We start from the raw sequence: 25128 nt of genomic DNA, 5'->3' as shown, positions 1-25128 counted from the left end.
ACGCTTGCGGTAAAAAGAAAGCCGGTCAAATGACCGGCTTTTTTCATTTCCGTGGAGCTCAAACCTCGACGGTAGCCTCCTGCTGCTGAGAGGTCGCAACGCCGGCTTCAGCGATCGCGGAGCAAATGTTCACGGCGTGCAAGCCCTTGGGTCCCTGCACGATATCGAAGCGCACGGCCTGACCGGCCTTGAGCGTCTTGTAGCCATCCATCTGGATTGCCGAGTAATGAGCGAACAGGTCCTCATCTCGGCCGTCGGCGAGGATGAATCCATAGCCCTTGGCGTTGTTGAACCACTTGACCTTACCGCTGAGCATGCTGTTATCCCTCTGCAAAGGACCCCATCTCTGGAGTATCATCCACTTCAACCACGCATCCGGAGAACCGGACAGCAATGCGAGGCCCTGACACCCGTAAAAGGGCATTTACGTTTTTTAACATTGATTTCCCGATAGTCAAGGCCGTGTGTCGGATGCCTGAGAACCGGGTCAAAGTCCATCTAGAATCCCACATCCTCCATCTATCCAGTCCCGACTCAAGCGTGCTTGTGATGCCAGCTATTCGACTAACATTCAATCAAGACAGCCAGCAACCTGCGGAAGACGACGCCAGCGGTCTGGCCCTGCAGGAGGCCCGGCCCCAGCTACGGCGGCCGCCGATGTACAAGGTGGTGCTGTTCAACGACGACTACACACCAATGGACTTCGTGGTCGAGGTCCTCGAGGTCTTCTTCAATCACAATCGGGAAGCGGCAACTAAAATCATGTTGACCGTTCATACAGAAGGCAGGGCAGTTTGTGGCCTTTTCACCCGCGATATCGCCGAAACCAAGGCAATGCAGGTGAACCAATATGCAAGAGAGAGCCAGCATCCGCTACTCTGTGAGATAGAGAAGGACGGCTGAAGCAGCCGCCCGGATATGAGGTGAAGCCATGTTGAATCGCGAGCTCGAAGTCACTCTCAATCTGGCCTTCAAGGAGGCCCGGGCCAAACGTCACGAATTCATGACCGTGGAACACCTGCTGCTGGCCCTTCTGGACAACGAAGCGGCAGCCAGCGTGCTGCGTGCCTGCGGCGCTAGCCTGGACCGGCTGCGCAGCGACCTTCAGGAATTCATCGACTCCACAACGCCGCTCATTCCTCAGCATGACGAGGATCGCGAAACCCAGCCTACGCTCGGCTTCCAGCGAGTTCTGCAGCGCGCGGTATTCCACGTACAGAGCTCCGGCAAGCGCGAGGTTACCGGTGCCAACGTACTGGTCGCTATCTTCAGCGAGCAGGAAAGCCAGGCGGTCTTTCTTCTCAAGCAGCAGAGCGTTGCTCGTATCGACGTGGTCAACTTCATTGCCCATGGCATCTCCAAGGTGCCCGGACATGGCGAGCAGGTTGATCCGGAGCAGGAAATGCAGGACGAGGAAGGCGGTGAAACCGCCAGTTCCAGCAATCCGCTGGATGCCTATGCCAGCAATCTGAACGAGTTGGCCCGTCAAGGACGCATTGATCCCTTGGTCGGACGTGAGTCCGAAGTCGAGCGGGTCGCGCAGATCCTCGCCCGTCGACGCAAGAACAACCCGCTTCTGGTAGGTGAGGCCGGTGTGGGCAAGACGGCCATCGCCGAAGGTCTGGCCAAGCGCATCGTAGACCGTCAGGTTCCCGACATGCTCGAAGACAGCGTTGTCTATTCGCTCGATCTGGGCGCGCTGCTGGCGGGTACCAAATATCGCGGTGATTTCGAGAAACGACTGAAAGCGTTGCTCAATGAGCTGCGCAAGCGGCCCCATGCAATTCTCTTCATCGACGAGATTCACACCATCATTGGCGCAGGCGCAGCGTCCGGCGGGGTCATGGATGCGTCCAACCTGCTCAAGCCGATGCTTTCCTCCGGGGAGATTCGCTGTATCGGCTCAACCACCTTCCAGGAATTTCGCGGCATCTTCGAGAAGGATCGGGCGTTGGCCCGTCGTTTCCAGAAAGTCGATGTGGTCGAGCCCTCGGTTGAGGACACCATCGGTATTCTGCGTGGGCTGAAGGGTCGCTTCGAACAGCATCACCACATCGAGTACAGCGACGAGGCGCTGCGTGCCGCTGCCGAGCTGGCGTCACGCTACATCAACGACCGGCACATGCCGGACAAGGCCATCGATGTCATCGATGAGGCGGGCGCGTACCAGCGTCTGTTGCCTGAAGAGAAGCGCGTCAAGCGCATCGATGTCGAGCAGGTTGAGGACATAGTCGCAAAGATTGCGCGTATTCCGCCTAAGCACGTCAACAGTTCGGACAAGGAGCTGCTGCGCAACCTGGATCGGGATCTCAAGCTGACGGTGTTCGGTCAGGACGAGGCGATCTCCTCGCTGTCCACCGCGATCAAGCTGTCGCGTGCCGGGCTCAAGGCGCCGGACAAGCCGGTCGGCTCGTTCCTCTTTGCCGGTCCCACTGGTGTCGGCAAGACCGAGGCCGCGCGGCAGTTGGCCAAGGCCATGGGTATCGAACTGGTGCGTTTCGACATGTCGGAGTACATGGAGAGACATACCGTTTCGCGCCTGATCGGAGCGCCGCCCGGCTATGTGGGATTCGATCAGGGTGGTCTGCTGACCGAGGCGATCACCAAGACGCCGCATTGCGTACTGCTGCTCGACGAAATCGAAAAGGCGCACCCGGAGGTCTTCAATCTGCTGCTGCAGGTGATGGACCACGGCACGCTGACCGACAACAACGGGCGCAAGGCGGACTTCCGCAACGTCATTCTGATCATGACCACCAACGCCGGCGCGGAGACGGCGGCGCGGGCCTCGATTGGCTTCACCTTCCAGGACCACACCAGCGATGCTCTGGAAGTGATCAAGAAGAGCTTTACCCCGGAGTTCCGCAACCGCCTGGACGGCATCATCCAGTTTGGCCGCCTGAGCCACGAGGTGATCAAGAGCATCGTCGACAAGTTCCTCACCGAGCTGCAGGCGCAGCTGGAGGACAAGCACGTCACGCTGGAAGTCAGCGATGCCGCCCGCGGCTGGCTGGCCGAGCGTGGCTACGACGTACAGATGGGTGCCCGGCCGATGGCGCGGCTCATTCAGGATCGAATCAAGCGGCCGTTGGCCGAGGAGATTCTGTTCGGAGAACTGGCCGATCAGGGTGGGGTAGTGCGTATCGATCTGCAGGATGACGAGCTGCATTTTGATTTCGAGACCACCGCTGAAATCGCCTGAGTTAGTTGCGGAAACGAAAACGCCCAGCAGATGCTGGGCGTTTTTCTGAGCGGTTTCAGCGGGCGCGGTAGGTGATGCGGCCTTTGCTCAGATCGTAGGGAGTCAGTTCTACCCGTACCTTGTCGCCGGTCAGAATGCGGATGTAGTTCTTGCGCATCTTTCCGGAGATGTGCGCGGTAACGACGTGCCCATTTTCCAACTCCACGCGAAACATGGTGTTGGGCAGGGTGTCGACGACAGTGCCTTCCATTTCGAAGCTGTCTTCTTTCGACATGCAGTAGAGCCCTCGGGAATTTCTTGGTGAGTGGCCAGCATAAGCCGGCAAAAACGGCGTGCATTGTGCCCGAAAATTGCAGCGTCCGCCAAGGCCCTATGTCAGAAGGCTCCAGCGCTGATTGACGAAGAGTTCGATGGGCCGATATTGGGTCTTGTAGTTCATCTTGCGACAGGCGCGAATCCAGTAACCCAGATAGAGCGCCTCCAGCCCCAGACGTGCGGTTTCGCCAATCTGCCAGAGGATTGCATAGCGTCCCAGGCTGCGTTTTTCCTCGTCCGGATCGTAGAAGGTATAAACCGCCGAGAGACCGTTGGGCAGTACGTCGGTGACCGCTATCGCAAGCAGCCGCTCGTCCAGTCGGAACTCGTAGAAGCGGCAGAACGGCAGGTCACGCACCAGGAAGGTGGAGAACTGTTCGCGACTTGGGGGGTACATGTCGCCGTCGGCGTGACGCTGTTCGATATAGCGCGAATACAGCTGGTAGTACTCCTCGCGGAAGACCGGTTTGACCGGCCGTACCTGCAGGTCAGCGTTGCGCTTGATGATCTTGCGTTGCTGGCGATTGGGCTGGAACAGGCAGGCGGGCAGGCGTGCAGGGATGCAGGCGTTGCAGCGTTGGCAATGCGGGCGATACAGATGATCGCCACTGCGACGAAAGCCGACTTCGGACAGCTCGCCGTACACCTGGGTATCCATCGGCTGTGCCGGGTCTAGGAACAGGGTCGTGGCCTGCTCGTCCGGCAGATAGCTGCAGGGATGGGGTTGGGTGGCATAGAACTTCAGACGCGCCAGTTCGGTCATCGGCATCTTCTCGAGGGAGGCCTTGCACAAGTGTATGTCAGGCTTGCGGACTCGCACAGGAACGCCAGTCGGCCAGGCTCCGTTGGTCGAGATGGGTCCGCAGCGCCGCAGCAAATTCGCTGCGCGGGATGGGGCGGGCTCCCAAGCTTTGCAGATGAGTGGTCGGCATCTGGCAGTCGATCAGTACGAAATCCCATTGCTGAAGCTGCCGCACGAGGGTGACGAAGCCCACCTTGGATGCGTTGTCGGCGCGACTGAACATGGATTCCCCGAAAAACAGGCGACCCATCGCCAGGCCGTACAGGCCGCCGACGAGTTGTTCGTCGTGCCAGACCTCAACCGAATGAGCCACTCCCATTTCATGCAGCTGCTGGTAGGCGCTCCGCATCGCGTCGGTGATCCAGGTACCGTCGGTATAGCTGCGCGGACCTGCGCACTCGCGGATCACGGCGGCAAAATCCTGATCGAATGTCACCTGGAAGCGCTGCTGGCGCAGGCACTTGGCGAGGCTGCGGGAGACATGCAGTTCGTTGGGGAAGAGAACGGTGCGCGGATCGGGTGACCACCACAACAGTGGCTGTTCGCCCTGATACCAGGGAAAGCAACCATGCCGATAGGCAGCGATCAGACGCTGCGCGGACAGGTCACCGCCGGCCGCCAACAGCCCGTTGGGCTCGCGAAGGGCCTTCTCCAGCGGGGGGAAGGCCAGATCGTCACGCGACAGCCAGGTGAGCACGAGCGGCTCAGAGGTCGTCGAGGAACTTCTCGGCGTCAAGCGCCGCCATGCAGCCGGCGCCAGCAGAAGTGATGGCCTGGCGATAGACATGGTCGGCGACATCGCCGGCAGCGAACACGCCGGGAATATTGGTGGCGGTGGCATTGCCGTCGCGACCGCCCTTGACCACCAGGTAGCCGTCCTTCATCTCGAGCTGGCCCTGGAACAGATCGGTATTGGGCTTGTGGCCGATGGCGATGAAGACCCCGGTCAGGGCCATTTCGCGGGTGCTGTCGTCGAGCGTGCTGCGCAGGCGCACGCCGGTGACGCCCGAGGCATCACCGAGAACCTCGTCGAGCGTGGTGTTCCAGTGCAGGCGAATGTTGCCGTTCGCGGCCTTCTCGAACAGCTTGTCCTGCAGAATCTTCTCGCTGCGGACCTTGTCGCGGCGGTGGATCAGATGGACTTCGCTGGCAATGTTCGAAAGATACAGGGCTTCCTCGACCGCGGTATTGCCGCCGCCGACCACGCAGACCACCTGCTTGCGATAGAAGAAACCGTCGCAGGTGGCGCAGGCGGAGACGCCCTTGCCGGAGAAGGCTTCTTCCGACGGCAGGCCGAGGTACTGGGCGGATGCGCCGGTGGCGATGATCAGCGCATCGCAGCTGTAGGTGGCGCTGTCGCCAACCAAGAGGAAGGGGCGCTGTTGCAACTGGACACTGTTGATGTTGTCGAAGACGATCTCGGTATCGAAGCGTTCGGCATGTTTCTGCATCCGCTCCATCAGCGCCGGCCCGGTCAGGCCTTCAACATCACCCGGCCAGTTGTCGACTTCGGTGGTGGTGGTCAGCTGGCCGCCAGGCTGGATGCCGGTGATGACGACAGGCTTGAGGTTGGCTCGGGCGGCATACACCGCCGCGCTGTAGCCAGCGGGTCCGGAGCCCAGGATGATCAGGCGCGAATGCTTGACTTCACTCATAAAAAAACCTCATAAGCCTTTGTCTGTAAAAACAATGCGTGGTCCAATTGGGCCGCGTCGGAGTGGGGAATGCCGGGTATCCTACACCGAAGGTGGGGGATGGCGGAAAGCCGATCGCGAGTGTGGCCTGCCGCATGGCATGCAGCCGGTGAAGCCGTACAATGCCGATCTCATTACCCCTTCCGTATTGAAGAAACGCCCAGCGCAGGAACCCAGCGTTTTGAAGAAAGCCGCCTCCCAAAACTCGGCCCCGGCCTGGCGCCAGCATGTGCAGTACCGTCTGAAGGAAGGTGCGCTCATTGCTTTTGCTGCGCTGAGTATCTATCTGTGGATGTCCCTGTTCACCCATGACCCTGCCGATCCGGGCTGGACCCACACCAGCGACGTTGTCCAGGTGCGCAATGCGGCAGGGCGGGCGGGCGCCTGGTTCGCCGACATCCTGTTTCTGGTGCTGGGTTATTTTGCCTTTCTGGTTCCGGCGCTGCTGGCGCTGAAGTCCCTGCAGATATTCCGCCGTCGTCATCAGCCCTGGCAGTGGAACGGCTGGTTGTTCTCTCTGCGCCTGGTCGGTCTGATGCTGCTGGTGGTCAGCGGTGCGGCGCTGGCCGATATCCATTTCACCGCGGGTGTCGACATGCCCGCATCGGCCGGCGGCATGCTGGGCAGCGGTCTGGGCGACCTGGCCAAGGGCGCGCTCAATATCCAGGGCAGCACGCTGCTGTTCATTGCCCTGTTCCTCTTCGGTCTTACCGTCTTTGCCGATCTCTCCTGGTTCCGGGTGATGGACCTGACCGGCAAGATCACGCTGGATCTCGTCGAGCTGGTGCAGGGGGGGATCACCCGCTGGTGGAATGCGCGTAACGAGCGCAAGCAGATGGTCGCCCAGCTGCGTGAAGTCGATGATCGGGTACATGATGTGGTTGCGCCCATGGTCAGCGACCGCGGCGAGCAGGCGCGTGCCAAGGCGCGAGTGATCGAGCGTGACGAGGCGCTGAGCAAGCACATGAGCGAGCGCGAGAAGCGCGTGCCGCCGGTGATCAGTGAGCCGGAAATGCCGAAGAAGGCCGAGCCGAGCAAGCGCGTGCTGAAGGAAAAGCAGGTGCCGCTATTCCTCGACAGTGCCGTGGAAGGCTCGCTGCCGCCGATCTCGATCCTCGACGTGGCGGAGAAGAAACCCAAGAAATTCTCGCCCGAGTCGCTGGAGGCGATGTCGCGCCTGCTCGAGATCAAGCTCAAGGAGTTCGGCGTCGAGGTGGTGGTGGAATCGGTTCATCCGGGTCCGGTGATCACCCGTTTCGAAATCCAGCCGGGCATCGGCGTCAAGGTCAGCCGCATCTCCAACCTGGCCAAGGATCTGGCGCGCTCGCTGGCGGTGATCAGTGTGCGGGTGGTCGAGGTGATTCCCGGCAAGACCACGGTCGGTATCGAGATCCCCAATGAAGACCGGCAGATCGTGCGTTTCTCCGAGGTGCTGTCTTCCAGCGAATACGATGAGGCCAAGTCGCCGGTGACGTTGGCGCTGGGTCATGACATCGGTGGTCGCCCGGTGATCACCGACCTTGCGCGCATGCCGCACCTGCTGGTCGCCGGCACCACCGGCTCGGGCAAGTCGGTAGGGGTCAACGCGATGATCCTGTCGATCCTGTTCAAATCCACGCCGGAAGAGGCGCGGATGATCATGATCGATCCGAAGATGCTCGAACTGTCGATCTACGAAGGCATCCCGCATCTGCTCTGCCCGGTGGTCACCGACATGAAGGAGGCCGCCAACGCGCTGCGCTGGTCGGTCGCCGAGATGGAGCGCCGCTACAAGCTGATGTCGAAGATGGGCGTGCGCAACCTGGCCGGCTTCAATCGCAAGGTCAAGGACGCGGAGGAGGCCGGGCAGCCGCTGCATGACCCGCTGTACAAGCGCGAGTCGATGGACGATGAGCCGCCGTACCTGAAAACCCTGCCGACCATCGTGGTGGTGGTCGACGAATTCGCCGACATGATGATGATCGTCGGCAAGAAGGTCGAAGAGCTGATCGCACGGATCGCGCAGAAGGCCCGTGCCGCCGGCATCCACCTGATCCTGGCGACCCAGCGTCCGTCGGTGGACGTGATCACCGGTCTGATCAAAGCCAACATTCCGACCCGCATGGCGTTCCAGGTGTCGAGCAAGATCGATTCGCGGACCATCCTCGATCAGGGTGGCGCCGAACAGCTGCTCGGCCATGGCGACATGCTCTACCTGCCGCCGGGTACCGGCCTGCCGATCCGCGTGCACGGCGCCTTCGTCTCCGATGAGGAAGTACATCGGGTAGTGGAAGCCTGGAAGCAGCGCGGAGCGCCGGATTACATCGAAGACATTCTGGCCGGCGTGGAAGAGTCCGGCAGTGGCTTCGACGGCAGTGGCTCGGGCGAGGGCAGCGAAGGCAGCGAAGACGATCCGCTGTATGACGAGGCCGTGGCCTTCGTTCTGGAGAGTCGCCGTGCCTCCATTTCTGCAGTGCAGCGCAAGCTGAAGATCGGCTATAACCGCGCCGCGCGCATGGTCGAGGCGATGGAAGTGGCCGGTGTGGTATCGGCCATGAATGGCAACGGCTCGCGCGAAGTGATCGCGCCCGGCTCGATGCGCGACTGATTTATCCAACCTGTTTCGAGGAATCCAATGCGCCTGATCCGTTTGCTGCTTGTGGCCAGCCTGGCCTGTTTCACCCTCGGCGCCCAGGCCGACGAGGAGGCCACGGCGAAGCGACTGTCCGGCCTGCTCGGCAATGCCAAGACCCTGACTGCGCGCTTCTCGCAGTTGACCCTGGATGCATCCGGCACCCATCTGCAGGAGACTTCCGGCGAGCTGGCGCTCAAGCGACCCGGCCAGCTGCGCTGGCATACCGATGCGCCGCTGGAGCAGTTGCTGGTTTCCGATGGGCAGAAGGTCTGGCTGTATGACCCGGATCTGGAGCAGGTCACCATCCAGGCGCTCGACCAGAGGCTGACCCATACCCCCGCGCTGTTGCTCTCCGGGGATGTGTCGCAGATCCGCGAGAGCTTCGAGATCACCCACAAGGAAGCCGGCGATGTGGTCGATTTCATCCTCAAGCCCAAGAGCAGCGATACCCTGTTCGACAGCTTGCGCCTGTCCTTCCGCGGCGGCGTGATCAATGACATGCAACTGATCGACAGTGTCGGTCAGCGCACCAACATCCTCTTCCTCGGCGTGAAGATGAACGAGATTCTCAACCCGGATAAGTTCACCTTCGAGATTCCCGAAGGCGTGGATGTGATCCAGGAATAGCGGACCAGCATCTTGGACCTGTTCGGCCGCCCCCCGATCGCCCAGCCCCTGGCAGCCCGTCTGCGGGCCGCCAGCCTGGACGAATACGTCGGCCAGGAGCACCTGCTGGGCAAGGGCAAGCCGCTGCGCGAGGCGCTGGAGCAGGGCGCGCTGCATTCGATGATCTTCTGGGGCCCGCCCGGGGTCGGCAAGACCACCCTGGCACGGTTGCTCGCGCAGGTGTCGGATGCGCACTTCGAGACCCTCTCGGCGGTGCTCTCCGGGGTCAAGGAGATTCGCCAGGCGGTCGAGATCGCCCGTCAGCATGCGGCGCAGTCCGGCCGGCGGACCATTCTGTTCGTCGATGAGGTGCACCGCTTCAACAAGTCGCAGCAGGATGCCTTCCTGCCTTACGTCGAGGACGGCACGCTGATCTTCATCGGCGCGACCACCGAGAACCCCTCGTTCGAACTGAACAACGCGCTGCTGTCGCGCGCGCGGGTGTACGTGCTCAAGAGCCTGGACGAGGCCGCATTGCGCCAGTTGATCGGGCGTGCGCTGGAGGAGCAGAAAGGCCTGGGCGAGCGCCAGTTGAGACTGTCCGACGAGGCACAGCAGATACTCATGAGCGCGGCTGATGGCGATGGCCGGCGGGTGCTCAATCTGCTGGAGAACGCGGCAGATCTGGTCGAGGACGGCGGCGAAATCGGTGTCGAGCTGCTGCAGAGCCTGCTCGGCGACAGTCGCCGGCGCTTCGACAAGGGTGGCGAAGCCTTCTACGACCAGATCAGCGCACTGCACAAGTCCATCCGCGGCTCCAGTCCGGATGCTGCGCTTTACTGGTACGCGCGCATGCTTGATGGCGGCTGCGACCCGCTTTATCTGGCGCGCCGGGTGGTGCGCATGGCCAGCGAGGACATCGGTAATGCCGATCCGCGCGCGCTGGGCCTGTGCCTGAACGCCTGGGATGTACAGGAGCGCCTGGGCAGCCCCGAGGGTGAGCTGGCGGTGGCGCAGGCGGTGGTCTATCTGGCCTGTGCGCCGAAGAGCAATGCGGTCTATACGGCGTTCAAGGCAGCGATGCGCGACGCCGCCGAGCAGGGTTCGCTGGAGGTGCCGCTACACCTGCGCAATGCGCCGACCCGGCTGATGAAGGAGCTCGGCTACGGTGACGAATACCGCTACGCGCATGACGAGCCGGATGCCTATGCCGCCGGCGAAGACTACTTCCCCGAGGCCATGACGCCGCGCCAGTACTATCAGCCGGCACCCCGCGGCCTGGAAGGCAAGATCCGCGACAAGCTCGCACACCTGTCCGCACTGGATCAGGCCAGCCCGCGGCAACGGAGAAAACCATGATCAAGGTGCTGCTGGCGGTGGCTCTGGGTGGGGCGGTGGGTTCCTGCCTGCGTTTTCTGACCAGCTACTGGGTGGTCGCCAACTGGCCGCGGCATTTCTACCTCGGCACGCTGCTGGTCAACCTGATCGGCTGCTTCGCCATCGGCTTTCTGTCTGCCTGGTTCCTGCTGCGTACGGATCTGCCGTTGCCGCTGCGTACCGGTCTGCTCGCCGGCGTGCTGGGCGGCCTGACGACCTTTTCCAGCTTCAGCCTCGAAGTCCTCAAGCTGCTCGACGGCGGGCAGGCGCCGCTGGCGTTCGCCTATCTGTTCGGCAGCGTCGCGGGCGGTCTGCTCGCAGCCTGGGGCGGCATGAGTCTGGCGCGCTGGTAGATACAAAAGCCTCGGAATGCCGCGCCGTACTCCGTAAACTGCGCGGCATCGCGAAATCCTTCGATTGTCCTGTTTGAGAAATTTTCCATGCTCGACTCCAAACTCGTTCGTACCCAGCTGCACGACGTCGCGCAGCGTCTGGCGACCCGCGGCTTCACTCTGGATGTGGCGCGTTTCGAAGCCCTCGAGGCGCAGCGCAAGACCGTGCAGACCCGCACCGAGCAGCTGCAGGCCGAACGCAACGCGCGCTCCAAGAGCATCGGCCAGGCCAAGCAGCGCGGTGAAGACATTGCTCCGCTGCTGGCGGAAGTGGATCGGATGGGCAGCGACCTGGAAGCCGGCAAGCGCGAGCTGGACGCCATCCAGGCAGAACTCGACCAGTTGCTGCTGAACATTCCCAACCTGCCCGACGAATCGGTGCCGGTGGGTGCGGACGAGGAGGGCAACGTCGAGGTGTCGCGCTGGGGCACGCCGCGACAGTTCGACTTTCCCATTCAGGATCACGTCGCCCTCGGCGAGCAGCATGGCTGGCTCGACTTCGAGCGTGCCGCGCAGCTGTCCGGCGCACGCTTTGCCGTGCTGCGCGGCCCGATCGCCCGTCTGCATCGCGCCCTGGCGCAGTTCATGATCAACCTGCACACTTCCGAGCACGGCTACGAGGAGGCCTATACGCCTTACCTGGTGCAGGCTTCGGCGCTGCAGGGCACCGGCCAGTTGCCCAAGTTCGAGGAGGACCTGTTCCGCATCCAGCGCGACGAGCAGGCCGACCTCTATCTGATCCCCACCGCCGAGGTGTCGCTGACCAACCTGGTCGCCGGCGAGATCCTCGACGCCAAGTTGCTGCCGATCAAGCTGGTCGCGCACACGCCGTGCTTTCGCAGCGAGGCCGGCGCCTCCGGCCGCGATACCCGCGGAATGATCCGCCAGCACCAGTTCGACAAAGTCGAGATGGTACAGATCGTCGAGCCGGGCAAGTCCTTCGAAGCGCTGGAGAGCCTGACCGCCAACGCCGAGCGCGTGCTGCAGCTGCTCGAGCTGCCGTACCGCAAGCTGGCGCTGTGCACCGGCGACATGGGCTTTGGCGCGGTCAAGACCTACGATCTCGAGGTCTGGGTACCGAGCCAGGACAAATACCGCGAGATTTCCTCCTGCTCCAACTGCGGTGACTTCCAGGCGCGGCGCATGCAGGCGCGCTGGCGCAACCCGGAAACCGGCAAGCCGGAGCTGGTGCACACGCTGAACGGTTCGGGCCTGGCGGTCGGTCGTACCCTGGTGGCGGTGCTGGAAAACTACCAGCAGGCGGATGGTTCGATCCGCGTGCCCGAGGTACTCAAGCCCTACATGGGTGGGATCGAAAGCATCGCTTGATCGTGGTGGCGGGCGCGCAGCGATGTGCGCCCTGAACGCCAGACTTGATTTTCGACATGCGGCTCGCCTCCTGCGATGTCGTATTCCTGTCATCACTTTCTCGACAAGGCGCCGCCATGGACTTCCTTCCCCTGTTTCACAAGTTGCAGGACAAGATCGTTCTGGTCGTTGGTGGTGGCGAGGTGGCAGTGCGCAAGGCGCGGTTGCTGGCGGACGCCGGCGCACGCCTGCGCGTGGTTGCCCCGCAGATCCGGGCTGAGCTGCTGCAGATGGCCGGGGAGGGTGGCGGAGAGGTTCTGCAGCGCGGATACGAGGAAGGCGACCTGCAGGGCGTTACCCTGGTGATCGCTGCCACCGATGACGAGCCGCTCAACGCGCGGATATCGGAGCAGGCGCAGCAGCGTGGCATTCCGGTCAATGTGGTGGATGCGCCCAAGCTGTGCAGCGTGATCTTCCCGGCCATCGTCGATCGCTCGCCGTTGATAGTCGCAGTGACCAGCGGCGGCGACGCACCGGTATTGGCACGCCTGATCCGCGCCAAGATCGAGACCTGGATTCCAGCCACCTACGGTCAGTTGGCCGGCCTGGCGAAGAAGTTTCGCGCGCAGGTTAAGACGCTGTTCCCCAACGTGCAGCAACGTCGGGTGTTCTGGGAAGACGTGTTCCAGGGGCAGATTGCCGAAAGCGTGTTCGCCGGCAAGCTCGGCGAGGGCGAGCGTCTGCTCGAGGAAAAGATCTGCGGCGCGGCGCCGCGCATGCTCGGCGAGGTCTATCTGGTTGGTGCGGGCCCCGGTGACCCTGACCTGCTGACCTTTCGCGCCCTGCGCCTGATGCAGCAGGCCGACGTGGTGCTTTACGACCGCCTGGTGGCGCCAGCGATCATCGAGCTGTGCCGGCGTGACGCCGAACGCATCTATGTCGGCAAGCAGCGTGCCGAGCATGCGCTGCCACAGGAGCAGATCAACCGGCGTCTGGTCGATCTGGCGAAGGAAGGCAAGCGCGTGCTGCGACTGAAGGGCGGTGACCCGTTCATCTTCGGCCGTGGCGGCGAGGAGATCGAAGAGCTCGCCGCCCACGGCATTCCCTTTCAGGTGGTGCCGGGCATCACCGCGGCCTCCGGCTGCGCAGCCTATGCCGGCATCCCGCTGACCCATCGCGACCATGCCCAGTCGGTGCGTTTCGTCACCGGCCATCTCAAGGATGGCAGCTGCGATCTGCCCTGGAAGGAGCTGGCAGCGCCCGGGCAGACGCTGGTGTTCTACATGGGCCTGGTGGGGCTGCCGGTGATCTGCGAGCAACTGATCGCCCATGGTCGTGCCGCGAGTACCCCGGTAGCGCTGGTACAGCAAGGCACTACCAGCAACCAGCGCGTCTACACCGGTACCCTGCAAAGTCTGCCCGATCTGCTGGCCCGGCATGAGGTGCAGGCGCCGACCCTGGTGATCGTCGGCGAGGTGGTCAGCCTGCGCGAGAAGCTTGCCTGGTTCGAAGGCGCACGGGGCTGACAGCGGCACGCGGCTGCTACCCTGCCTCGTGTGGCAAGTTCCGCTGAGGTGCTGCGTTGCCTAGGGCGTAATAAGCGCAGCGCATTGCGCCATCGAGCCCAACTGGCGCCTCGTAAGCGCTAACCCGCTCGCTGCCAGATCCCCCTTCCGGGAAGGGCCTCGCGGCCATGGGCGCCGTCCAGATCCAGCGCCGGGCCCGCCGGCACTATGCCGGTCGGGTTGATGTTGGCGTGGCTTCGGTAGTAGTGGTGCTTGATATGGGTGAAGTCGACGGTCGTGGCGATGCCTGGCCACTGGTAGAGCTCGCGCAGCCAGCCCGAGAGCGCCGGGTAGTCCTGAATACGCCGCAGATTGCACTTGAAATGCCCGTGGTAGGCGCTGTCGAAGCGGATCAGGGTGGTGAACAGGCGCCAATCGGCCTCGGTCAGGTATTCGCCGCAGAGATAGCGCTGCTTCTGTAGCAGCGCTTCGAGCCAGTCCAGCGCGCCGAACAGCTCATCGAAGGCCTCCCGGTAAGCTTCCTGGGTGGTGGCGAAGCCTGCGCGATAGACGCCGTTGTTCACCTGCGGGTAGATGCGGGCATTAAGGGCGTCGATCTCCTCGCGCAGGGCCTCCGGGTACAGATCCAGCCGCGAGCCCGTGATGTCGTCGAAGGCCTGGTTGAACATGCGCAGGATCTCCGCCGATTCGTTGCTGACGATCCGCTGGCGCTCGCGGTCCCAGAGGGTGGGCACGGTTACCCGGCCGCTGTAGTCCGGGTCGTCGCGGGTATAGAGCTGATGTAGATGACTGAATCCGTGCAGGGCATCGCCGCTCGAGCCGGTGGCCGGGTCGAAGGTCCAGCCATCCTCGCCCATCAGCCAGCTGACGATCGACACCTCGACCAGCGGCTGCACCTGCTTCAGCTCGCGCAGGATCAGCGTGCGATGGGCCCAGGGGCAGGCCAGCGATACATACAGATGATAGCGGCCGGCCTGTGCGGGAAAGCCGCCTTCGCCGCTGGGTCCGGCATCGCCGCTTGCGGTGATCCAGTTGCGCCGCTGCGCATCCTCGCGCTTGAAGCGGCCGTCGCTGGTGTCGTACCACTGGTCATGCCATTGCCCGTCGATCAGGAGTCCCACCGGCCTTACCTCTTTGCAAAGAATGAGTTGCTCACTCTAGCGACAGGGGCAGGGCGGATGGGTTCGAATCCTCAATGGAAAGGATCGGTCAGATCGATCGGTTGCGTTCTTCCCAGAGTCTTTCCGCGTCGCTCAGCGCCTGCTCGCGCGGTGTGCCCAGCGCCCGCAAGGCGAGGGCGATGGTAGCGAGAGTGGCCAGCCGGCCGTAGGCGTCATCGCGCTCGCCGCGCCAGAACGCAAGCAGCTGTTCGGGCTCGAGACTTGGCGGTTTGACGTGGCGTTGCGGGGACAGTGGCGGCCATTCCTCGTCCCAGTTTTCACCACCGCGGGTGCCGTAGAGGTGCGAGCTGGCATCTGGGTTGAGCTCGATCTCGCCGCCGTCGCCCTTGATCACCAGCGCGTTGTCACCGAGCAGCTGGCTGGCCGCCCGGTGCACTTCCTGGTAGCCAGGGTGAAAGATGCTCTGCAGGCCGCAGCGCGCCCCGAGCGGATTGATGATGCGCGCCAGCGAATGGATCGGCGAGCGCAGGCCGAGGATGTTGCGCAGGTCGATCATTCGCTGCAGCTCGGGCATCCAGTCGCCCAGCGGTGCGAAGGCGAGACCCTCAGCGTCGAGCGCGCCGGCGACCTGTGACCAGTCCCTGCATACCAGGATGGAGAGCCTGTCGAGCAGTTGCTCGCTGTACATCCTGCCGGCAGTGTGGGCACCGCCGCCATGCATCAGGATGCGCTTCCCGGAGCCAGCCAGACACTTGGCCGCCAGCAGGTACCAGGGCAGGTGACGCTTCTTGCCGGCGTAACTTGGCCAGTCGAGGTCGACGGCGATCTGCGGAGCATTCAGGCGGGCGCGGATCGCTTCGGCAAACCCGGCCATTTCCTCGGCGCTTTCTTCCTTGTGCCGCAGCAGCATGAGGAAGGCGCCGAGCTGGGTTTCTTCGACCTTGCCGTCGAGCAGCATGCCCATGGCCTCACGGGCTTCTTCGCGGGTCAGGTCGCGGGCGCCGCGTTTGCCCTTGCCGAGAATGCGCACAAAGACGGCAAACGGATGTTCAGCTGGGGTAACGAGGTTCATATGCAGTTGCTCGGTTTCGGCAGGCCGGCAAGCTTGGCAGCGAGCTTGGCGGGAGTGCCCTTGAACAGGCGGTTGAGGTGCAGGCTGTTGCCTTTGTCCGGCCCCAGCTTGAGCGCCGCGTACTTGATCAGTGGCCGGGTCGCCGGCGACAGCTGGAATTCCTGGTAGAAGGCGCGCAGCAGCAGGAGTATTTCCCAGTGTTCGGAGCCGAGTTGCAGGCCTTCGTACTCGGCGAGCGCCTCGGCGACCGACTCGGACCACTCATCGAGGTCACAAAGATTGCCATCCTTGTCGAGTGCGATGCTGCGGCCGTTCACCTGCAGACTGTTCATAGCCAGGTATTCACCTTGTCGAAGGCGATGCTGCTGGCAACGAAGCCTGGGTAGTCGAGCAGCTGCAGGCGCTCGGGAAGCTGCACCAGGCCGCGGGCGTGGAGGTCCTCGGCCAGCGCCAACAGGGCGATAGTCTCGGGCATCAGCTCCAGGGCCGCGCGCTGAGCCGTGCCGCCCTGCAGGGCATAGACCGCGTCGCCGCAGAGTAGCAGGCCGTCGCCCGGAGTGAGCAGGCGCAGGCAGCTGGACAGGCGACTGTCGCTGAACGGCGAGTGGGAAAGAACGTGCAGCGTGCTCATCAGAGAGTGATCACCTGGTCGTAACGCTCGAAGAGGGCGCTCAGACCGACATCGTCGAGCACCTCCACCGGCAATTGCAGAGCGCCGTCGCTCAGCCCTCGTTCATTCAGGCTGCGGGCGGAGACATACAGCGCCTCGACGCCGAACATCGGCAGCGCCTGTAGATTGGCCTGCAGATCCTTGAGCGTGAGGCTCGCTGGTTGCTGCCCGGGTGCCAGCTGAAAAACACCGTCGTCGAGAAAAAGCAGGCCCAGCGGCAGATCGAAGGCTCCGCCTGCCAGGGCGATGTCCAGCGCCTCACGGGCACCAGGGCCGCTCCATGGCGCCTGACGCGTGACGATCAGCAGCGACTGGCTCATCAGGGGCCTCCAAAGCAGATCAGCCGATCTGCGAGCTGGTTGGCTTCGTGCAGCTGGCCCAGGCCGGAAAGCGTCCAGGCCCGCGACTGTACTGTCGCAGGCTTGTCATGACGTGCGGCTTCCTCGTCGTTGAGTACGCCGCGGCGCAGCGCTGCGGCAATGCAGACCACCGCGTCGAGCTGGTTGTCGCTGATGAATGTCTGCCACTGCCTGGCGCCGTCGGTTTCGTCCTGTGGCAGCACCAGTGCCGCCGAGGCGTGCTGCACTGCATCCTGATAGAGAAACAGCCGCACGATCTCATGCCCGCCGGCCAGTACCGCCTCGGCGAAGCGCAGAGCGCGGCGCGAGGAGGGCGCGTGCGGCGGTGAAAACAGGGCAATGGCGAATTTCATGGCAGACCGCGTGAGTGGATAACTGGCGGAATGATAAGACCTGGCGGCCTGAAATACAGGCGGCGAAGGCGGTTGTTGCGAAGATTGGTGCCCGAAGCCGGACTCGAACCGGCATGCCATTGCTGGCGAGGGATTTTAAGTCCCCTGCGTCTACCGATTTCGCCATTCGGGCGGTAGCGCCGTCGCCCGCAGGCGACGAGGTCCGGACTATATAAGTCCGCCGCCCTCAGAACAAGCCGAGCCATTCATGGGGCGGAAACGAAAAAGCCCGGAAATCAGTGATTTACCGGGCTTTTCTGAATTGGAGGCTGAGGTCGGAATCGAACCGGCGTTCACGGATTTGCAATCCGGTGCATAACCACTCTGCTACTCAGCCATGAAGCAAACGGGCCGAATAATCGGCCCGTAAAATCTGGAGCGGGAAACGAGACTCGAACTCGCGACCCCGACCTTGGCAAGGTCGTGCTCTACCAACTGAGCTATTCCCGCTTGGCGTCGTGTTGACGGGCGCCATTCTATAGTTTCGGAGTGGTCCGTCAACCCCTTGATTCAAAAAAGTTTATTTCTTCTGCGAGCTGGCGCTCAGATGCGGCCAGGCGGCAAGCAGGTACTGCAGCATCGACCACAGCGTAAGGCCTGCAGCAATGATCAGCAGGCCGTAGCCAATCCCGACCCAGAGCGTCATCAGCGGCGGATTTGCCAGTAGCGTGATGATCGCAACCATCTGCGCGGCGGTCTTCCACTTGCCCAGGTTGGACACGGCGACCTGAGCGCGGGCGCCGATCTCCGCCATCCACTCGCGCAATGCCGAAATCACGATCTCTCGTCCGATGATGATTGCAGCCGGCAGGGTCAGCCAGAGATTGCCGTGGTGTTCGACCAGTAGTACCAGCGCCACGGCAACCATCAGCTTGTCCGCCACCGGGTCGAGGAACGCGCCGAAGGGCGTGCTCTGCTGCAGTCGGCGCGCCAGGTAGCCATCCAGCCAGTCGGTGACGGCGGCCAGTGCGAACACGGCGCTGGCGGCGTAGTAGCTCCAAGAGAACGGCATGTAGAACAGCAGAATGAAGATCGGAATCAGCAGTACGCGCAGAACGGTGATCAGATTGGGGATATTCATTGGCACGACTTGGCTGAAGGAGGAAAGCAATGGGCGATTCTACTCGCTGTGCAGTGCTGCATAAATCGACTCTGCAAGCTTTTTGCTGATGCCGGGCGCTTTGGCGATCTCGTCGCTGCTGGCACGAACGAGTTCTTGCAGACCGCCGAAGTGATTGAGCAGTTCCCTGCGGCGCTTGGGGCCGATACCGGCGATATCCTCCAGGCGTGAAGTGGTACGTGCCTTGGCGCGTCGGGCGCGGTGACCGGTGATGGCGAAGCGGTGTGCTTCGTCACGCACCTGCTGGATCAGGTGCAGCGCCGGAGAGTCGCCCGAGAGCGTGAATTCATTGGTGGGATCGTTGAGATAGAGCGTCTCCAGGCCTGGCTTGCGCGTACTGCCTTTGGCCACACCGAGCAGCAGCATGTCGGGCGCAGAGAGTTCCTGCAGCACTTCGCGGGCCATTGCCAGCTGGCCCTTGCCGCCATCCACCAGCAGGACGTCGGGGAGTTTTCCTTCGCCCTCGGCAGCCTTGGCGAAACGGCGGGTCAATGCCTGGTGCATGGCCGCGTAATCGTCGCCGGCGGTGATGCCGTCGATGTTGTAGCGGCGATAGTCGGATTTCAACGGGCCTTCCGGACCGAACACGACGCAGGAGGCTACCGTTGCCTCGCCGCTGGAATGACTGATGTCGAAGCACTCCAGGCGCTGCGGGATCTCATCCATCTTCAGCGCCTCGGCCAGCGCTTCGAAACGCGCAGCCAGATGCTGACGGTTGGCCAGTCGTGCAGCCAGCGCCTGCTCGGCATTGGTTACCGCAAGCTTCTGCCAGCGCGCACGCGTGCTGCGAACCCGGTGGCTGAAGTCGAGCTCGCGCCCGCGCGCCGCGCTGATGGCGCCCGTCAGGGCTTCTCCGCCTTCCAGCGCCGCGTTGACGATCACCTCCTGGGGGAGATCGCGCTCGCTGCTGCCGAGGTAGTACTGCGCCAGAAAGGCTTCGAGCACATCGGTGACGCTCTCCTCGATCGCCACCTGGGGAAAGAAGTTCTTGCTGCCCAGCACCCGACCGCCACGCACGGAGATGACGTGCACGCAGGCCCCTCCGGGGTTGACCATGGCGGCGACCACATCGACGTCACCATTGCCGGACTCCATGCTCTGCTGGTCCTGCACACGCCGCAACATGCCGATCTGGTCGCGGAGCATGGCCGCCTGCTCGAAGTCCAGGCGCTGCGCGGCTTGCTCCATCGCACTGGACAATTCGTTGGCCAGGGCATTGCTGCGACCGTCGAGAAACATTGCGGAGTGGCGCACGTCCTCGGCGTACTCCTCCTGGCTGACCAGGCCGGCGACGCAAGGCCCCTTGCAGCGCTTGATTTGGTATTGCAGGCAGGGTCGGCTGCGGTTGCGGAAGTAGCTGTCCTCGCACTGGCGGACGTGGAAGGTCTTCTGCAGCAGGCTGAGGCTTTCGCGGATCGCCAGTGCGCTGGGATACGGACCGAAGTAGCGACCTTTTTCGCGCTTGGCACCCCGATGGATGCTCAACCTGGGGAAGTCACCGTCGGAGAGGAATACGTAGGGGTAGGATTTGTCGTCGCGCAGCAGGATGTTGTAGGGCGGCCGCGACTGCTTGATCAGCGTCTGCTCTAGCAGCAGCGCCTCGGTCTCGTTGGCGGTGATGCTTGTCTCAACCTGCGCGATGCGTCCCACCAGGGCTGCGGTCTTGGGCGCCAGGCCGGTCTTGCGGAAGTAGCTGGAGAGGCGCTTCTTGAGGTTCTTCGCCTTGCCGACGTAGAGCAGGCTGCCTTGGGCGTCGTACATCCGATAGACGCCAGGTCTGCCACTGCAGGTTGCGAGGAACGCGGAGGGATCGAAGCTGCTGCTCATTCAACTGACGGCATCGACCATGCCGTGGCGTACGGCGAGCAGGGCCAGTTCCACGTCGCTGTCGATACTGAGCTTCTCGAATATCCGATAGCGATAGGTGTTCACGGTCTTGGGCGACAGGCACAGCTTGTCGGAGATCGTCTGCACCTTGTGGCAGTTGGCGATCATCAGGGCGATCTGGATCTCCCGCTCGGAGAGCGTATCGAAGGGTGAGCCACCGGATTGCGGCTGGAACGACTTGAGCGCCAGCTGCTGGGCAATCTGCGGGCTCAGGTAGCGCTGGCCGGCGAACACCAGGCGAATCGCCTGGACCATCTCGTCGAGCCCCGCGCCCTTGGTCAGGTAGCCGGAGGCGCCAGCTTGCAACAGACGGGTGGGGAAGGGGTCATCCTCACACGCGGTGACCGCGATCACGCGCATGTCCGGATGGCTGCGCAACAGCTTGCGAGTCGCTTCAAGGCCACCGATGCCGGGCATCTTGATGTCCATGAGCACGACGTCAGGCTTCAGCTCGCGGGCGCGCTTGAGCGACTCCTCCCCGGAGTCGGCCTGCCCGATGACCTGCAGGCCATCGATATCGGCCAGCATTCGGGTAATGCCTGTACGAACCAAGTCGTGGTCATCGACCACCAGGACCCTGATCACACTGCCACCTCTGTCTGCGTTGACGCCGCCTGGGCAGCGGTCTTTTGGCTGGCGGCAACCTTAACAAAAAGTGACCGGCAGTCCTAGCTGCGCGCGGCTCTGGGGATCCGGGGGCAATCAGCGTCCGGACCTGCTGGTCTTGGCGCGGAACGAACGGGTTGAGCCGCCTTCTATTGGGAAGAAACGCGAAAGCCCCGGAATACGGGGCTTTCGACTTGCAAGATGGCGGAGGCGGTGAGATTCGAACTCACGGAAGAGTTTCCCCTTCGACGGTTTTCAAGACCGTTGCATTCAACCGCTCTGCCACACCTCCGACGAGCGAGCGCGAGATGTTACCCGAACGCAACACACTGTCAAATTCTGCCGCTTGGCAGCGCCGATGCCTCTGCTATGATCGGCGGCAACCTTGGTCCAGGTGATGGATAACCATTAAATCTCAGGAGTTCGCCATGCAAGATCAGAATTACGCCCTCGAAGGTTCCCTGGCGGAACAAGGCGACGTCAGCCGTGTGCTGCGCAATACCTACGGCCTGCTGGCCATTACCCTGGCGTTCAGTGGCCTGGTCGCCTTCGTTGCCCAGCAGATGAACGTTCGCTATCCGAACATCTTCGTGGTGCTGATCGGCTTCTACGGCCTGTTCTTCCTCACCGCCAAGCTGCGCAACTCGTCCTGGGGTCTGCTGAGTACCTTCGCGCTGACCGGCTTCATGGGCTACACCCTCGGCCCGATCCTGAACCGCTACCTTGGCATGGCCAACGGCGGTGAAGTGATCGGCACGGCGATGGCGATGACCGCGCTGGTGTTCTTCGGCCTCTCAGCCTACGTGCTGACCACCCGCAAGGACATGAGCTTCCTCGCCGGCTTCATCATCGCTGGCTTCTTCGTGCTGATCGGGGCAATGGTCGCGGGCATCTTCTTCAACATCCCCGGTCTGCAGCTGGCGATCAGCGCCGGTTTCGTACTGTTCGCCTCGGCATCGATCCTGTTCCAGACCAGCGCAATCATCCATGGTGGCGAGCGCAACTACATCATGGCCACCATCAGCCTGTACGTATCCATCTACAACCTGTTCGTCAGTCTGCTGCAACTGGTCGGTGCGTTCAGCGGCGACGATTGATCTTCATCGCGGCTCCGCCGCAGCTGTAAACAGAACCCCGCGAAGGTGATCCCTTCGCGGGGTTTTTCGTTCTGGGGAGGGTGTGTCAGTGCGCAGGGTACATATTCCTAAAACGTATATGCATATTCGAAATTGATCGGCTACTCTGGTGGCCATTAATACCCATAGGAGTATGTGTGCGTGAGCATGAACAAGCCCTTGGTCGAGCCTTTCTTCGATCCGGCCACCTCCACCTACAGCTACGTCGTCAGCGACAGCGCGACCAGCGAGTGCGTCATCATCGACTCGGTGCTCGACTACGATCCGGCGTCCGGTCGGACGTCGTTCGCCAGCGCAAACCGTCTGATCGACCATGTTCGCGCGCGCGGTCTGCGGGTCAGCTGGATACTTGAAACCCACGTGCACGCCGACCACCTCAGCGCAGCGCCCTATCTGCATGAAAAACTGGGCGGAAAACTCGCGATAGGCGACAACATCAAGGTGGTGCAACAGACCTTCGGCAAGCTGTTCAACGCCGGCAGCGAGTTCGCAAGGGACGGCAGCCAGTTCGACCATCTGTTCCATGACGGCGACGTCTTTCATCTGGGCGGTATCGAGGCGCGGGCCATCCACACCCCGGGGCACACGCCGGCCTGCATGACCTATCTGATCGGTGACGCGGCGTTCGTCGGCGACACTCTGTTCATGCCCGACTACGGCACGGCGCGCTGCGACTTTCCCGGTGGCGATGCAGCCACGCTTTACCGCTCGATCCAGAAGCTGTTCCAGCTGCCCGGTGAAACCCGGGTGTTCATGTGCCACGACTACACGGCTCCTGGTCGCGAGCATCATCTGTACGAGACCAGCATCGCCGCCGAGCGCGAAGCAAACGTGCACGTCCACCAGGGCGTGAGCGAGAAAGCCTTCGTGTCGATGCGCCAGGCCCGCGACGCCACGCTAGAGATGCCGACGCTGATCCTGCCGTCGGTGCAGGTGAACATGCGTGCAGGTCAGCTGCCACCGGCGGAGAGCAACGGCGTGCGTTATCTGAAGATTCCCCTGGACACGCTCTGAGCGATTGAGGTGCGAAACTATGGAGGCGCTCAGCGTGGCCTGTGTGTTGGGCGTCAGCTGGCTGCAGCCGGCTTCGGCTATGGCGATCGCTGACCCGGCTACCGGCATTGCCGATCTTTGCCGCGGGCGCAGGCCATGAAGCTACCCTGTCTGGTCTGGCTACGGCAGTACGATCTTCAGTCCGCCGCCAGCGACAGCCTGGCCGCGCTGATAGTGACCCTGATGCTGATTCCCCAGAGCCTGGCCTACGCCATGCTCGCCGGGTTGCCGCCGGTGACCGGCCTTTACGCAAGCATCCTGCCGCTGCTGGCCTACACCCTGTTCGGCAGCAGCCGGACACTGTCCGTGGGACCGGTGGCAGTCGTTTCCCTGATGACCGCAGCGGCGCTGGCGCCGCTGTTCGTCGCCGGCAGCGCGGAGTACCTGGGTGCAGCGATGTTGCTGGCGCTGCTATCGGGGGCGGTTCTGCTGCTGATGGCAACGCTGCGGTTGGGCTTTCTCGCCAACTTTCTCAGCCATCCGGTGATTTCCGGCTTCATCAGTGCATCCGCTCTGCTGATCGCCGTGGGCCAGCTCGGCCCGCTGCTGGGTGTGCATGTTTCCGGTGAGAACCCGGTGCTGAAACTGCTGGCTCTGGTCAGGGCACTGCCCCAGGTGCATCTGCCGACGCTGGCGATCGGGGCGAGCAGCCTGCTGTTTCTCCATCTGCTGCGTCGTCACGGCAGCCCACTGCTGCAGCGGCTGGGGCTTGGAGCGCGCCTGGCGGGCAACCTGGCGCGTAGCGGCCCGGTGCTGGCGCTGCTGATCGCGGTACTGCTGGTTGTCCTGCTGGACCTGGGCGACGCGGGTGTTCGACTGGTTGGTGAGGTTCCGGCCGGCCTGCCGGAGCTGGCCTTGCCGACACTGGATCTGCAACTGGCCATGCAGCTGTTGCCTGCGGCGCTGCTGATCAGTCTGGTCGGCTTCGTCGAGTCGGTGTCGGTGGCGCAGACGCTGGCAGCCCGCCGTCGCCAGCGGATCGAGCCGAATCAGGAACTGATCGCCCTCGGTGGCGCCAATGTTGCCGCAGCGCTGGCGGGCGGCTTTCCGGTAACCGGAGGCTTCGCCCGCTCGGTGGTCAACTACGAGGCGGGTGCGCAGACGCCGATGGCAGGAGCGCTGACGGCCGTGGGCGTCGCTGTGACGGTACTGTTTTTCACGCCGCTGTTCGCCAACCTGCCGCACGCGGTACTGGCCGCTACCATCGTGGTGGCTGTGCTCAGCCTGGTCGACCTTGGTGCCCTGCGGCGTACTTGGCGGTATTCCCGTCAGGATGCCGCAGCCATGGCCGCGACCATGCTCGGGGTACTGTTGATCGGCGTCGAGGCGGGCATCCTGATCGGCGTCGGGCTGTCGCTGCTGCTGTTTCTCTGGCGCACCAGCAAGCCGCATATCGCGGTAGTCGGTCAGATTCCCGGCAGCGAGCATTTCCGCAATGTCGAGCGTCACGCGGTGATCGAGAGCCGCGAGGTGTTGTCGATCCGCATCGACGAGAGCCTGTACTTTCCCAACGCCCGCTATCTCGAGGAACGCATTGCCGAACTGGTCGCCCAGCACCCGCAGGCATGTCATCTGGTGCTGATGTGTGCGGGTGTGAACCTGATCGATGCCAGCGCCCTGGAGAGCCTGGAGGCGATCAGCGAGCGCTTGCAGGCAGGCGGTATCCAGCTGCATCTGTCGGAGGTCAAGGGCCCGGTCATGGATGGCCTGCGCCGTTCCAGCTTCCTGGCGCACTTCGGCGGTGGGGTATTCCTCAGCCAGTACGAGGCGCTCGCCGCGCTGGATCCAGCCACTACCCACCGGGCGCTGGAACAGGGTGGCCCTGTCATGCGCCGGTAGTCAGACCGTCACCGCCTTGCCATCGGCACGCGCTGCA

Annotated in this window: 25 protein-coding genes and 4 tRNA genes; 11 read left to right on the top strand and 18 right to left on the bottom strand. The window is 62.9% G+C overall.

From position 1 onward, the window contains the following. Window positions 1-58: 58 nt before the first annotated feature. Window positions 59-316 (bottom strand): cold shock domain-containing protein CspD, encoded by a 258-nt coding sequence (cspD, locus tag DBO85_RS16075; protein WP_108108260.1) that lies wholly within the window; start codon window positions 314-316, stop codon window positions 59-61. Between the two features lie 233 nt (window positions 317-549). Here cspD and clpS point away from each other — a divergent pair, with 233 nt between their 5' ends. Together clpS and clpA are read left to right on the top strand one after the other, a co-directional pair. Further along, window positions 550-903: an ATP-dependent Clp protease adapter ClpS gene (clpS, locus tag DBO85_RS16070; RefSeq protein ID WP_108108396.1), complete on the top strand. Its 354-nt coding sequence runs from the start codon at window positions 550-552 to the stop codon at window positions 901-903. A 28-nt stretch (window positions 904-931) separates the two neighbouring features. Next, entirely contained in the window at window positions 932-3202 is a 2271-nt protein-coding gene (clpA, locus tag DBO85_RS16065; protein WP_108108259.1) for an ATP-dependent Clp protease ATP-binding subunit ClpA, read from the top strand. A gap of 55 nt (window positions 3203-3257) precedes the next feature. On the opposite strand, the gene infA is transcribed toward clpA, so the two are convergent. The 4 genes from infA to trxB form a co-directional block, all read right to left on the bottom strand. Further along, window positions 3258-3476: a translation initiation factor IF-1 gene (infA, locus tag DBO85_RS16060; protein ID WP_002553999.1), complete on the bottom strand. Its 219-nt coding sequence runs from the start codon at window positions 3474-3476 to the stop codon at window positions 3258-3260. A 96-nt stretch (window positions 3477-3572) separates the two neighbouring features. After that, a complete protein-coding gene (locus tag DBO85_RS16055; protein WP_108108258.1) occupies window positions 3573-4280 on the bottom strand; it encodes an arginyltransferase in 708 nt (235 codons plus the stop codon). Between the two features lie 37 nt (window positions 4281-4317). Then, complete coding sequence (aat, locus tag DBO85_RS16050; protein ID WP_108108257.1) at window positions 4318-5016, bottom strand: leucyl/phenylalanyl-tRNA--protein transferase; 699 nt, start codon at window positions 5014-5016, stop codon at window positions 4318-4320. Window positions 5017-5023: 7 nt separating this feature from the next. Next, complete coding sequence (trxB, locus tag DBO85_RS16045) at window positions 5024-5974, bottom strand: thioredoxin-disulfide reductase (protein WP_108108256.1); 951 nt, start codon at window positions 5972-5974, stop codon at window positions 5024-5026. A gap of 220 nt (window positions 5975-6194) precedes the next feature. On the opposite strand from trxB, the gene DBO85_RS16040 reads away from it, so the two are divergent. The 6 genes from DBO85_RS16040 (at window position 6195) to cysG (ending at window position 13836) form a co-directional block, all read left to right on the top strand. Next, on the top strand, window positions 6195-8600 hold the full coding sequence (locus DBO85_RS16040) for a DNA translocase FtsK (protein ID WP_233356624.1): 2406 nt from the start codon (window positions 6195-6197) through the stop codon (window positions 8598-8600). Between the two features lie 27 nt (window positions 8601-8627). Then, complete coding sequence (lolA, locus tag DBO85_RS16035) at window positions 8628-9254, top strand: outer membrane lipoprotein chaperone LolA (protein ID WP_108108254.1); 627 nt, start codon at window positions 8628-8630, stop codon at window positions 9252-9254. Between the two features lie 12 nt (window positions 9255-9266). Next, window positions 9267-10592, top strand: coding sequence for a replication-associated recombination protein A (locus tag DBO85_RS16030; protein ID WP_108108253.1), 1326 nt, complete (start codon window positions 9267-9269; stop codon window positions 10590-10592). Next, window positions 10589-10963: a fluoride efflux transporter CrcB gene (gene crcB / locus DBO85_RS16025; RefSeq protein WP_108108252.1), complete on the top strand. Its 375-nt coding sequence runs from the start codon at window positions 10589-10591 to the stop codon at window positions 10961-10963. The genes DBO85_RS16030 and crcB overlap by 4 nt, the downstream gene beginning before the upstream one ends. 87 nt (window positions 10964-11050) lie before the next feature. Continuing rightward, a complete protein-coding gene (gene serS, locus DBO85_RS16020; protein WP_108108251.1) occupies window positions 11051-12331 on the top strand; it encodes a serine--tRNA ligase in 1281 nt (426 codons plus the stop codon). A gap of 116 nt (window positions 12332-12447) precedes the next feature. Beyond that, complete coding sequence (cysG, locus tag DBO85_RS16015; protein WP_108108250.1) at window positions 12448-13836, top strand: siroheme synthase CysG; 1389 nt, start codon at window positions 12448-12450, stop codon at window positions 13834-13836. Between the two features lie 119 nt (window positions 13837-13955). On the opposite strand, the gene DBO85_RS16010 is transcribed toward cysG, so the two are convergent. The 13 genes from DBO85_RS16010 to DBO85_RS15950 form a co-directional block, all read right to left on the bottom strand. Beyond that, complete coding sequence (locus tag DBO85_RS16010) at window positions 13956-14957, bottom strand: glutathione S-transferase family protein (RefSeq protein WP_108108249.1); 1002 nt, start codon at window positions 14955-14957, stop codon at window positions 13956-13958. An 88-nt stretch (window positions 14958-15045) separates the two neighbouring features. Then, entirely contained in the window at window positions 15046-16029 is a 984-nt protein-coding gene (locus DBO85_RS16005) for a glycosyl transferase family protein (protein WP_108108248.1), read from the bottom strand. After that, window positions 16026-16361, bottom strand: a complete 336-nt coding sequence (locus DBO85_RS16000) for a TusE/DsrC/DsvC family sulfur relay protein (protein ID WP_108108247.1) — start codon at window positions 16359-16361, stop codon at window positions 16026-16028. The genes DBO85_RS16005 and DBO85_RS16000 overlap by 4 nt, the downstream gene beginning before the upstream one ends. Further along, the gene (gene tusB, locus DBO85_RS15995; RefSeq protein ID WP_108108246.1) at window positions 16358-16660 is read right to left on the bottom strand and encodes a sulfurtransferase complex subunit TusB; all 303 of its coding nucleotides are present in this window, start codon (window positions 16658-16660) and stop codon (window positions 16358-16360) included. The genes DBO85_RS16000 and tusB overlap by 4 nt, the downstream gene beginning before the upstream one ends. Then, on the bottom strand, window positions 16660-17019 hold the full coding sequence (tusC, locus tag DBO85_RS15990) for a sulfurtransferase complex subunit TusC (RefSeq protein ID WP_108108245.1): 360 nt from the start codon (window positions 17017-17019) through the stop codon (window positions 16660-16662). The genes tusB and tusC overlap by 1 nt, the downstream gene beginning before the upstream one ends. Beyond that, complete coding sequence (gene tusD / locus DBO85_RS15985; RefSeq protein WP_108108244.1) at window positions 17019-17411, bottom strand: sulfurtransferase complex subunit TusD; 393 nt, start codon at window positions 17409-17411, stop codon at window positions 17019-17021. The genes tusC and tusD overlap by 1 nt, the downstream gene beginning before the upstream one ends. Window positions 17412-17496: 85 nt before the next feature. After that, window positions 17497-17583: transfer RNA gene (locus tag DBO85_RS15980), tRNA-Leu, on the bottom strand. Between the two features lie 130 nt (window positions 17584-17713). Next, window positions 17714-17787, bottom strand: a tRNA-Cys gene (locus tag DBO85_RS15975). Window positions 17788-17824: 37 nt separating this feature from the next. Further along, window positions 17825-17900: transfer RNA gene (locus DBO85_RS15970), tRNA-Gly, on the bottom strand. Window positions 17901-17970: 70 nt separating this feature from the next. Further along, entirely contained in the window at window positions 17971-18531 is a 561-nt protein-coding gene (gene pgsA, locus DBO85_RS15965) for a CDP-diacylglycerol--glycerol-3-phosphate 3-phosphatidyltransferase (RefSeq protein ID WP_108108243.1), read from the bottom strand. A 39-nt stretch (window positions 18532-18570) separates the two neighbouring features. After that, window positions 18571-20397 (bottom strand): excinuclease ABC subunit UvrC, encoded by a 1827-nt coding sequence (gene uvrC, locus DBO85_RS15960; RefSeq protein ID WP_108108242.1) that lies wholly within the window; start codon window positions 20395-20397, stop codon window positions 18571-18573. Continuing rightward, window positions 20398-21042 carry a response regulator transcription factor GacA gene (gene gacA, locus DBO85_RS15955; RefSeq protein WP_108108241.1) on the bottom strand — a complete coding sequence of 215 codons (645 nt, stop codon included), beginning with the start codon at window positions 21040-21042 and terminating at the stop codon, window positions 20398-20400. Window positions 21043-21265: 223 nt separating this feature from the next. Continuing rightward, window positions 21266-21355: transfer RNA gene (locus tag DBO85_RS15950), tRNA-Ser, on the bottom strand. A 136-nt stretch (window positions 21356-21491) separates the two neighbouring features. Between DBO85_RS15950 and DBO85_RS15945 the strand changes: the two genes are divergently transcribed. The 3 genes from DBO85_RS15945 (at window position 21492) to DBO85_RS15935 (ending at window position 25091) form a co-directional block, all read left to right on the top strand. Then, complete coding sequence (locus DBO85_RS15945) at window positions 21492-22160, top strand: Bax inhibitor-1/YccA family protein (RefSeq protein WP_108108240.1); 669 nt, start codon at window positions 21492-21494, stop codon at window positions 22158-22160. A gap of 186 nt (window positions 22161-22346) precedes the next feature. After that, window positions 22347-23213, top strand: a complete 867-nt coding sequence (locus DBO85_RS15940) for an MBL fold metallo-hydrolase (RefSeq protein ID WP_108108239.1) — start codon at window positions 22347-22349, stop codon at window positions 23211-23213. Between the two features lie 135 nt (window positions 23214-23348). Beyond that, window positions 23349-25091 (top strand): SulP family inorganic anion transporter, encoded by a 1743-nt coding sequence (locus DBO85_RS15935; RefSeq protein ID WP_108108238.1) that lies wholly within the window; start codon window positions 23349-23351, stop codon window positions 25089-25091. Window positions 25092-25128: the final 37 nt, after the last annotated feature.

The sequence above is a fragment of the Pseudomonas mangrovi genome (assembly GCF_003052585.1).
Classification (GTDB): Bacteria; Pseudomonadota; Gammaproteobacteria; order Pseudomonadales; family Pseudomonadaceae; genus Aquipseudomonas; species Aquipseudomonas mangrovi.
The sequence above is the reverse complement of the archived record's forward strand: the minus strand, read 5'-3'. Positions and strand labels throughout refer to the sequence as shown.